Annotated in this window: 7 protein-coding genes and 2 tRNA genes; 4 read left to right on the top strand and 5 right to left on the bottom strand. The window is 45.4% G+C overall.

The features are described 5' to 3' along the window. Positions 1-429: 429 nt before the first annotated feature. The 3 genes from AB4209_RS17265 to AB4209_RS17275 all read left to right on the top strand — a co-directional run bounded on the left by AB4209_RS17265 (position 430) and on the right by AB4209_RS17275 (position 1181). A tRNA-Gly gene (locus tag AB4209_RS17265) sits at positions 430-504 on the top strand. A gap of 38 nt (positions 505-542) precedes the next feature. Further along, positions 543-617: transfer RNA gene (locus AB4209_RS17270), tRNA-Gly, on the top strand. 306 nt (positions 618-923) lie between these two features. Then, positions 924-1181 carry a hypothetical protein gene (locus tag AB4209_RS17275; RefSeq protein WP_102428568.1) on the top strand — a complete coding sequence of 86 codons (258 nt, stop codon included), beginning with the start codon at positions 924-926 and terminating at the stop codon, positions 1179-1181. A 126-nt stretch (positions 1182-1307) separates the two neighbouring features. Here the strand turns inward: AB4209_RS17275 and AB4209_RS17280 are convergent, their stop codons facing one another. The 5 genes from AB4209_RS17280 to AB4209_RS17300 form a co-directional block, all read right to left on the bottom strand. Beyond that, on the bottom strand, positions 1308-1847 hold the full coding sequence (locus tag AB4209_RS17280) for a cupredoxin family protein (protein WP_372056630.1): 540 nt from the start codon (positions 1845-1847) through the stop codon (positions 1308-1310). A gap of 107 nt (positions 1848-1954) precedes the next feature. Then, the gene (locus AB4209_RS17285; RefSeq protein ID WP_372056632.1) at positions 1955-5098 is read right to left on the bottom strand and encodes an efflux RND transporter permease subunit; all 3144 of its coding nucleotides are present in this window, start codon (positions 5096-5098) and stop codon (positions 1955-1957) included. Beyond that, positions 5095-6834, bottom strand: coding sequence for an efflux RND transporter periplasmic adaptor subunit (locus AB4209_RS17290; RefSeq protein ID WP_372056634.1), 1740 nt, complete (start codon positions 6832-6834; stop codon positions 5095-5097). The genes AB4209_RS17285 and AB4209_RS17290 overlap by 4 nt, the downstream gene beginning before the upstream one ends. Before the next feature lie 11 nt (positions 6835-6845). Beyond that, the gene (locus AB4209_RS17295) at positions 6846-8288 is read right to left on the bottom strand and encodes a TolC family protein (protein ID WP_372056638.1); all 1443 of its coding nucleotides are present in this window, start codon (positions 8286-8288) and stop codon (positions 6846-6848) included. A gap of 99 nt (positions 8289-8387) precedes the next feature. Beyond that, complete coding sequence (locus tag AB4209_RS17300; RefSeq protein WP_102441339.1) at positions 8388-8852, bottom strand: hypothetical protein; 465 nt, start codon at positions 8850-8852, stop codon at positions 8388-8390. Between the two features lie 234 nt (positions 8853-9086). Here AB4209_RS17300 and AB4209_RS17305 point away from each other — a divergent pair. Further along, on the top strand, positions 9087-11252 hold a 2166-nt coding region (locus AB4209_RS17305; RefSeq protein WP_372056636.1), incomplete at its 3' end, for a VCBS domain-containing protein.

Here is an 11252-nt window from a genome sequence, read left to right on the forward strand (position 1 = left end):
TTTTTCATGATCTTGCCCTGGTCTCTATAACTCTACTCATTTGGGATTAGTTTACTGAATGTTTTGACCGGTTGATAAGTTAAATTTATGCATTCAGATTGTTATTAACGGATGCTAAAACACGAATAAACATCAGTTTATGTTAACACTCCAAATTCCTTAATTTTCATGAAATTTATGACAACCAAGCACCATTAAAACAGGTTTATAAATTAATGTAGATTTATCGCAAAAAGCAGCATGACATTTACTAATATTTCTCGCCCTCCTTTTAACGAGATTTTAGTCACGTTTTATTCACTCTGAAAACGCCGAACATGATTGAAAAACTAGCGGTGTGGTGGTTATGCGAGCACTTAGAATAAAAATGAAAGAAAAAGGTTTCGTTTTCAGTTAGATGTGGCATTATCAATCTCGTTAAGACGATGTGCGTACATCGTATAATGGCTATTACCTCAGCCTTCCAAGCTGATGATGCGGGTTCGATTCCCGCTGTACGCTCCAGTCTTCTTGATGCCTCAGTCTTACTCTTAAGACAGTGTGCGTGCATCGTATAATGGCTATTACCTCAGCCTTCCAAGCTGATGATGCGGGTTCGATTCCCGCTGCACGCTCCAACTTCTCCTTAAGCTCCATGACATGCTTTCTTCCAGCGATACCCTATTCAAAAACTTTCTCCGTTCGATAAATCCATAGTCATTAAATCTATACTGATTAAACTTATTTTGTTTAAGCTTAGATTGACCAACCAAAGCTATTAACTCCTTAATTCGCTTCGTATTTCTGACACCTATCCAAATCACACATTGCAGTTCAGCTTTTAATGATTTTCAAAATTGTTCCAATTTAATAATCTTGGTCAATATCTGCAAAAATCATTGTGGTAATGTGCGCGCATTAGCAACAACCCACAAATAATAAAAATGTTTAAAATCAATGAGTTAACAATTAACATCGAAGCAATTAATGTCGCGTTAGCGAAAGTTGAAAATGCCAATAAAATTCAGCTAGATACATTGAAAGGTTATGTGAACAGCGAGCCTGAACAGGCTGTACTGGCTTTTCGATCGCTGAATGAAGCAGAGTCAATCGACGACAAGTTTAAAAAGATCATGGCAGAGCTACCGCACCTAAGCGGCGAAGCACACCACCTGCTTGAAACTTCTATCTTGCTACAGTGACTATAAATAAAGATAAGCCTCAGCGAATCCCTCACAGCAAAGCGCTTTAGGTATAAGTTAAGACTTATCTTTAATTTTCTAGCCCTCATTGAATTTCTAATTCAACAAAGCGCTATTGATTAACGTCTAAAGCGTTATCGACTTCGCCATGCCCGCTTCCGCATGTCCTGGAATATTGCAGGCAAATTCGACTTGATTATCACCGTGGAAATGCCACAGCATCTGCTTCGCTTTACCCGGCTTAACTGTCACTGTGCTACCCGAGTCATGAGCGTGATTACCCATGTTTTTCATCATTTCACGGTGCTCTAGCTGCTCTGAAGCAGAACCAATCGAGAATTCGTGGTCGATCTTGCCTGTGTTCATCACGACGAACTGCACCACGTCATTCGGCTCAATATCAACCTTGTTCTTAAATGTGATTTTCATATCGTCACTTAGTAGAACATGAAGCACTTTATCCGGCTTTGCGCCTGTCGCAGGCATACCCACTTCAGACATACCTTCCATATTCATCATCGAATGGTCCATCTTTCCATCCTTCATCATGCTGTGATCCATTTTTGAATGATCCATCTCTCCATTTTTCATCATTGAGTGGTCCATTTCAGCAAAAGCCGTTGCAGTAGTTAACGTCAGTGCAATCGCAATAAGTGTCTTTTTCATGATCGTTCCTTAGATTAATTCAGTTATTTATTTGTTAGTTTCACATGTTCATGTGGTACTCCCTTACCCACTCTGTTTTTGGTCAGTAAGGGCTAATAATCAATACGTTATTTGTTTGTCTCGTTTTGGCTATGCGTGATCTCACGCAGCTTCCAGAGCTTAAAGATTGCAGGCAACACCAGTAGGGTAAGCAACAATGCAGACGCCATTCCGCCTATCATTGGCGCAGCAATTCGCTGCATCACTTCAGAGCCCGTTCCCTCGCCATACATAATTGGAATGAGGCCGATGATCACCGTAAGTACTGTCATCATCACCGGGCGAACACGCAGTCCTGCGCCCTCACGAATCGCATCCGTTAAGTCTTCACTCTGAAGTGCTTGCTGGTTCTGCTCCGCATCCAATTTCTTGTAGTGCCATGCTTGGTTTAGGTAGACCAACATGATGACGCCTATCTCAACAGCAACCCCGGCAAGCGCGATGAAGCCTACACCCACCGCAATGGAGAAGTTGTAATTGAGGACATGCATCAGCCATAGGCCACCAACCATCGCGAGTGGCAATGTCAGCATAATCATCATCACCTCACCGACACGGCGGAAGCTGAGGTAGAGCAATAACATGATGATGGCGATGGTAATTGGCACAACGACACTTAAACGTTCTTTGGCGCGCTCCATGTATTCGTATTGACCAGACCATGCCAGTGAATATCCGGCAGGCAAGACGATTTGATCGGTAACGACTTTTTGCGCCTCTGCCACATAAGAACCAAGGTCGCGCTCTTCGATGTCAACGAACACCCAGCCATTAGGACGCGCGTTCTCCGTCTTAATCATTGGTGGCCCATCTTCATAGCGAATATCCGCGACATCAGACAAAGCAATTCGCGCTCCATTTGGTGTCACTAACGGCAGGTTCTGCAGCTTAACGACAGAATCACGATAGCTTTGTGGGTAACGGACATTGATTGGATAACGCTCTAGCCCCTCAACGGTTTCGCCCACGTTCATGCCACCAACCGCCGTCGAGATAACTTGTTGCACTTCTTTAATGCTCAAGCCATATCGCGCAGCAGAACGACGTTTAATGTCTATCGTGACATAACGACCACCCGCAACACGCTCGGCGTAGACAGAGGCCGTGCCATTGACACCATTCAAGATAGGTTCAAGTTGAGAGCCAATATCCTCTATCACGCTCAGATCCGGGCCAGCGATTTTGATACCAATTGGCGTTTTGATACCAGTCGCTAACATGTCGATACGCGTTTTGATTGGCATAACCCACGCATTGGTCAAACCGGGGAACTGAATCAGATCATCAAACTCTTTTCGTAGCGACTCAGTAGTGACACCGTCACGCCACTGTTCTCGCGGTTTAAGCTGAATCACAGTTTCAATCATGGTTAACGGTGCAGGATCGGTTGCTGTCTCTGCTCGACCAATTTTGCCCCACGTGGTTTCGACTTCTGGAATGGTTTTAATGAGCTTGTTGGTTTGTTGCAACAACTCACGAGCCTTACCTATTGAGATGCCCGGATACGTGGTTGGCATGTACATCAAATCCCCTTCGTCCAAAGGAGGGATGAACTCACTACCAAGCTTACTGGTTGGGTAATAAGCAGACGCCATTAAGCCAAGTGCGATAACAATCATCACCTTTGGATATTTTAGGCTGAGGTTCAGAAGCGGTTTGTACATCGCCACTAGGCTGCGGTTGACTGGGTTTTTGTGTTCAGGCAACACGTTACCGCGAATGAAGTAACCCATTAGCACAGGCACAAGCGTGATAGCCAAACCCGCCGCTGCGGCCATCGCATACGTCTTGGTAAACGCAAGTGGCGAGAACATCTTGCCCTCTTGCCCTTCTAGCGCGAACACAGGCACAAAACTCAAGGTAATGATAATCAGAGAGAAGAACAGCGGCGCGCCAACTTCTTCTGCTGCCTTACCAATCACTTGCCAACGGTTTTTGTCAGTAAGCGGAGTCCGTTCAATGTGTTTATGAACGTTCTCAATCATCACTATGGCACCATCCACCATGGCGCCAATCGCAATCGCGATCCCGCCAAGAGACATAATGTTGGCGTTAATACCCTGCCAATGCATAACGATGAATGCGCCTAAGATACCGACAGGCAGACTTAGCGCGATAACCAGTGATGATCGGATATGGAACAAGAACAGCGCACACACGACGGCGACCACGATGAACTCTTCAGCCAGCTTCTTCCAAAGGTTTTCAACGGCTGAATCAATCAAAGTAGAACGGTCATAAGTTGCGACAATCTCGACACCATCAGGTAAACCAGCTTGCAGTTCAGCGAGCTTGGATTTCACCGAGTCGATCACTTCACTGGCATTTTCACCAAAGCGCATCACAATAACGCCGCCAACCGCTTCACCCTCACCATTGAGTTCAGAGATACCGCGACGCATTTGCGGGCCAAGATTAATGTCAGCAATGTCACCTAATAGCAACGGAGTACCTTTGTCGGTCACTTTTAGCGGCAGAGATTGAATGTCTTCGATGCTTGTCAGGTAACCGGTGGTACGAACCATATGTTCGGCTTCCGCAATCTCAACAACAGACGCTCCTGTTTCTTGATTACCATCTTGGATTGCCTTGTTGACTTGCTGAAGCGTTAGGTCGTAAGCACGTAACTTGGCAGGATCAATCTGTACTTGGTACTGCTTCACCATGCCACCAACGGTCGCCACTTCAGACACGCCTTCTACAGTTTGCAATTCATACTTCAAGAACCAATCTTGCAAACTACGAAGTTCCGCTAAGTCATGCTGACCGGTTTTATCTTGCAACACGTAGCTGTAAACCCAGCCCACACCGGTTGCATCTGGCCCTAGTGTTGGCTTGGCACTCGATGGCAAGTTAGGTGCAACTTGGCTTAAGTACTCCAGCACTCGTGAACGTGCCCAGTACATATCAGTATCGTCATTGAAGATGATATAGACATAGGAATCACCAAAGAACGAGTAGCCACGAACCGTTTCAGCACCCGGTACAGCTAACATGGCAGTGGTCAATGGATAAGTCACCTGATCTTCGACCACTTGTGGCGCTTGCCCCGGATAACTGGTTTTGATAATTACCTGAACATCTGATAAATCTGGAATGGCATCGACCGGTGTATTTTTAACGCTGTATAAGCCGCCAAATACGATGGCTACAGTAGCAACCAGCACTAAGAAGCGGTTGCTAATAGACCAGCGAATGATTGCATTGATCATAGTTCGCCCTCACCCGTGCTATTCGTCGGTTCGAGAGATTTGAGCACATAATCAGAACCTTGCTTCGCCACTAGAAACCGAATAGTTTGACCCTCGGCAAACTCAGATAAATCAAGGTCATCACTGGCTTGGAAATTCATTTCACCCGCTTTCCAATTCCACTCAGGGACTGGCTGATGTTTTACGGTGATCATGCCAAAATCTGCCATCAACATGGTAATGTCACCCGTTACCCAAACTTCGCCGGCGATCTTGTGTTTGTTGACCTTGTAATCCACAACCTCGTACTGCCCTGACTCTGTCTTTCTCATCTCAAAATCAATCGCCTTACCACGTTGCACGTCACTCATGTCCAAGCCTTCCGCAAAGGTGAAATTCATCACCATGCCCGGCCAATCCCATTCAGGAACAGGCTGATGGTTAATCGTCACCATGCGACTGCCTTGCATAACGTCGGAAATTTCGCCATTTGCCCACACGGTTTCAGCTTCTTCTTCAACGCCATTGATGCGTGACAGATCAGCAGATTGGCTCGATTCAGAATCCAACATGAAGTGTGCAGAAGTGACAATGTTTTCACCTTGCTCTAGCCCTTGAAGCACCTCTATTTTTTCGCCAGCTTCACGACCAACTTCAATACGAGCAGAACGATACTTGCCAGAACCTTCTGTCATCACCACTCGAGTCATACCACCGGAGTGAATCACCGAAGATCTTGGGATAGTAAGAACGGCTTCATCACTGATGGGTTTCAGCGCAATATTGGCAAACATATTTGGCTTAAGCTCGCCATTTGGGTTGGAGAACTTCAAACGAACGCGTAAAGTTCGAGTTTTCGGGTCAAGAATTGGATACACATAATCAACGTTGCCCTGCCACTCTTTACCCGGAATCGCATCAAGTGTCATCTCTGCATTACTGCCCGATGAGATCCAGTGAGCTTGGCGCTCAAACACTTCGGCATCAACCCACACCTCGTCTAGAGGGCCTGCGCTGATTACCGCTTGCGCAGGCGAAAGATAACCACCCTCACGAATATTGAGGCTAGCGATAACGCCATCTGCAGGTGCTTTAATTTTTATGGTTTGCGAGGCTTTCCCTTTACGAGCGATGGATCGTATCTGCGCTTTATCTACACCTAGGGTGACCAAGCGTTCAGTCGAGCCCTTGATCAAACCTTTACGACCCGTTTTATAAGCACTGATCAACTCTTCTTGTGCTTTAACAAGCTCTGGAGAATAGAGTGTGAAAAGTACATCACCTTTGTTTACCTTCTCACCCACTGCGTTGATGTAGAGCTTCTCAACCCAACCAGCTGCTCTTACGTTGGTTTGCCACAATGTACTTTCATCGAACGCCACATAACCCACGGTTTCAATCCGAGGAGACAGCGCTTCGAACTTAACTTTCGCTGTTTTGACACCCAGGTTATTTTCTACCGACGAATCAATAAACACGGTACCGGGCTCATCTTTAGCACCACTTGAGTCATCCGCGTAAACAGGGATTAAATCCATCCCCATAGGTGACTGACCCGGCTTGTCTCGCTGATAATTTGGGTCCATCGGAGCTACCCAGTACAGAGGCTCATCCTTGGCCTGTTTACTTACATCTGCGTCTGTACTCGTTGCCATTGCTGACATGTTATGTGCTGACCCAACGACAAAGTGATTCACACTAAAACCTAATGCTCCACCGACCAATAAAGCGATAGTCGCTACTTTTACTGTATTCATTGTCTATTCCCTTATTGATTGGCTGTATGTTTAGTTGCGCTTGAGTTGAGTTGTGGTTGGTTTACTTGGTATTCAAAACCACTGACTAACGCAGCTAACTTGCTGTTAACGATGTTGAGGTCGGTGATCAAACGTTGTTGCTCTAACTTAAGTGCCAGCTCATCGGTCGTTGCTAAAATGACATCGTTAAACTGAGCGGTATTGTTTTGGTAGCCCCTTTCAACCGCGCTGATTCGTGCTGCGGTTTGAGGAAGCAAGGACGTTTGATAACGATCTAATCGCTGGATCAGATTTGATCGGTCCACCAGCAATGCGTTCACTTGCGCGTTCATTTGAGAAAGTAAGGTGTCTTTTTGAGACTTGGCCGCACCAACTTGATACTGAGCAGCCGATAAGTTTTTATCTTGTCGATTCCCCGTAAACAGCGGGATGTCGACTGTCAGATAAGCACTCACCAGATCAGAAGCAGGTTCACCCGCCATGTTATTGGCTTGACGGTGTGCATACATCACTTCCACCCCAAACTGCGGGGTATAAGCTTGCTCGGCTAACTCAACTTGAGTTTGATTGGAGGAAATACTGACATCGGAGATCTTAACCAAAGGATGGTCAGTCAGTAGCTGGTAGTGCTTGGTTGAATCGATATTGGTCGCTAATTTACTTTCTAACAATGACCAATCGATTTGGTTAGTTGCATTCAGTGTGCCCTGAGAATCAAGAACCTGAGAGCCTAGCCAATCAGAACCCAACCATTCAGAAAGCTGAGAGATTAAGCGGCGCTGAACCTGCTTGTTTGCCTGAAGTTTCTCATCAAGCTTACTCACTTGAAGCTGAGCGTTAAGCAGATCTTGCGCTTCACTTTTACCAATCGAGTAATTGGTTTGTACATAGTTTTCAAGCTCAACCAACAAACGACGATTTTGACGAATCACCGACTCAGCCTTTTGCTGATAACCTAACTTAAGCCAAAGCTGCGTCATGCTATTCGCAACCGTCAATTCTCTTGCGTGCACCTGCAAAGCTAACGCATCAGCCTGCTGGCCTGCCTTTTTCTGTTGGAGGTTAAGCGTATCGCCACGCTCAAACTGCTGCATCAGCCCTACCGATATATTAGTCATCGGGTCTTCGTCGAATTGAAAGCTATCGACAGGCAAACCGCCAAATCCAACTTTCAATTTTGGGTCCATTAAGGTCGAGCTGGCAATGCCCGTTTCTCGCATCGCTTGAGACTGAGCAAAGTACTGCTTGCGATTTCCATCTTCGCTTAACGCAATCTCAATCAGTGTATTGAGTTGCTGCGTCGAGCTTGCTTGGTCATGTGCTGAAATGCGTTGAGCATTTGAAGCTGACGCCGTGGTAGCCGCGAGCGTAGCACTTGAAAACAAGGCCATAGGCAAGGCAGCAGCAACCACTAAGCTCGTGTTCATGACAAACACAGAGGTTGTTGGTTTCATATTCACAATGAATGTCCATATCTAGCGCTAATTAGCGCATAAAAAAGAATGGCTTATCAGATGTATCTAACTGATAGAACTGTATTTTTAGATATAGATTTATGCGGAAGGTGGGCGTAGCAAAGATTGAGCGCGTGCGACTTTCTGGCCAATCGTGACCGATTGAAAACGAGCTAATGAAAAGGAAAGTTGATCAACGGCTTGAACAGCCTGGATTGGATAGGGACTTGCAGAACACATTGAGGCACAGCAATCGGCACTCGAACAATGGTTACCCATCATCGAGCTACCGTCTTCGCTCATTGAAGACATATCGCATTGAGCCATCAAAGCATGGGCACTCATGTTAGAGTCTTCAGCGTGTACTTCTTCACTCATCACATGACACCCCGCCATTGAATCATTAACCGAAGTATCGCTGTGGTAACAAGCCGACTTGCTCGACCCCATTTCCATCATCATTACTTCAGTCATCAAGGCTGAGGAGCTTGAGGCATAGCTAGACATCAACATCGCAATGATGCTGAAAACAATAATCCAAGTTTTTCGGAATGTGTTTGTCATAGTTTACCTTTGAATTTACAACGCAACTATAAACGTTCCCCTTAGGGTAAGGTCAATGTCATTGTGCCGATATTTACCTGACCGTTGAAAAAGTATTCATCCTCTCTTTCATCAAAACGAGATAATTCTTCGACTTTACAGTTTTTTTCTTTAAAAATTATCCAATTAGCTAGCGAAACCTCTATCTGTGTATTTTACTTAAAATAGTGCAACCACGATTCACGGATGAGAAAAATGGCTAACAAAAAAAACGTCGAAGCAAACAAGAAAAATACAGAAATCAAAAATAAGAAAAGTAACGAGCTAGAACAAAAGAAACCAACACAAAAAAAGAAGCTCAGACTGCATTCACACCTAAAAGTTAATATCCCACTTTTTCAATCACTCATGATGATACTGCCATCATTGGCTAAACACGCGTCTGCCCAGGGTGCAGACAGCTCGGGCGATACCGTAGATCAGCTACCCGTAAATAACGTGACAGAAAAAGATGTCAGCGACGACCATGGAAAAACAGACTCATCAGCGGTTACTCATCAAGAGGCTCAAAAGAGCGACAGCGACGTAAACTCCACCTTAAGTGCAAGCCACGATCCCCATGGCTCGAGCTCTAACTTGGTTCCTTCTCATCATTTATCGACACTTTCTCACCCGCAAGTCCATTACGTTCCTTCGGTATCTATCCCAACCATTTCTTCTGGAAGTAACAGCCAGCCAACTCATTCGAATGCACCTACGACGCCCGCTTTACCCGTTACTTTCATGCCAGAAGTCATAAAAGGTACCTACGGAGAGCTTCATGTAGATGCAAATGGTCAATACACATTTGTATTGAATCCAAATTCTCCTCAATACATCCTGTTAAACCAGCACCAACCAGGTACTGATCATTTTGCGTTACATCTATCTAACGGCTCGAGCATCATTGTTCAGATACCGGTAACAGGTAAGCAAGACACGCCAAATATTTCTGGAGACTTAACAGGTGTGGTAACAGAAGATCACAATATTGATTCACAAGGCTTGTTACATGCGAACGGCAAAATCGATGTCATAGACCCTGACCAAAATGAAAGTTCGGTTACGCCGGAAGTTATCTCAGGTAAATATGGTTCATTAACTATCGATGCTGATGGACATTGGCAGTATCAAGTTGATAACTCGCTCTCTAATGTTCAAGCTTTAACCGCAGCCACTTCACTGCATGAAAGTTTCACAATTCACACCAAAGATGGCACACCGCAAACGATCGATATGACGATTGGCGGAAACGACGACAATGCCGTAATTACGGGTGTGGATGCTGGCACGTTAACTGAAGATTTAACGACACAAGTTCAAGGGCAGCTTTCGGTAACGGACTCTGATCTTGGAGAGGACCACTTTCAAGCCTCACAAGTGACTAGTAATTTCGGTACGCTAAGCATCACCAAAGACGGTGCGTGGACATACAGTTTAGACAACAATAACCCAGTAGTTCAAAGACTTGGCCAAGGTTCAACTGCGACAGACATCGTCACTGTTCACTCAGCTGATGGCACAGCGCATCAAGTTATGGTTACGATTAATGGCACCAACGACCATGCGGTAATCACGAGTAGTACAGCAAATTCACCAAGTTCGTTTTTGGCTATCGGGAAAAGTAATGGCTCAAGCCAAGTTACTGAAGATAAAAACCTAACGGTTTCGGGCCAACTCAACATCACCGATATCGACTCAAAAGAGGCGCATTTTTCTAATTCCGACCTCAAGGGGACACTGGGTACTTTACACCTTAAAGACAATGGCGATTGGACCTATGACCTAGATAATAAAAAACCACAAGTTCAAGCTCTTGGTCAAGGTTCTGCGACAACAGACATCATAACCATCCACTCCGCCGACGGCACTCCTCATCAAATTACAATTACCGTTATCGGCACCAATGATAAAGCCGTGATAAGCGGAACAAGTGCTGGAGTGGTAACCGAAGAGTCCCAACTTCAGACCTTGGGCACACTTGCGGTAACGGATGTAGATACTGGCGAAGCGCATTTCGCTACTTCATCCACAGGAAGTACCGATATTGCAGGCTCGTTTGGTACGCTTCATCTGACCGATACTGGTTCTTGGACGTACGATCTTGATAACACTAACCCGACCGTTCAAGCATTAGGTAAAGGCTCGACAGCTACTGATACCATCACCGTTCATTCTGCTGATGGCACGTCGCATCAAGTGACTATCACAGTAAATGGCACTAATGACAAAGCTACTGTCAGCAGTGCGACCGTTGCCATCGATGAAACCGACAAAGCGGTAACGACATCAGGAACATTGACCAGTACCGACGTAGATAATCCAGATAATGCATTCACACCGGATTCAATTACTGGCACCAACGGTGACCTGACTATTGAT

The sequence above is a fragment of the Vibrio sp. 10N.286.48.C11 genome (genome assembly GCF_041469805.1).
GTDB classification, from domain to species: domain Bacteria; phylum Pseudomonadota; class Gammaproteobacteria; order Enterobacterales; family Vibrionaceae; genus Vibrio; species Vibrio crassostreae_C.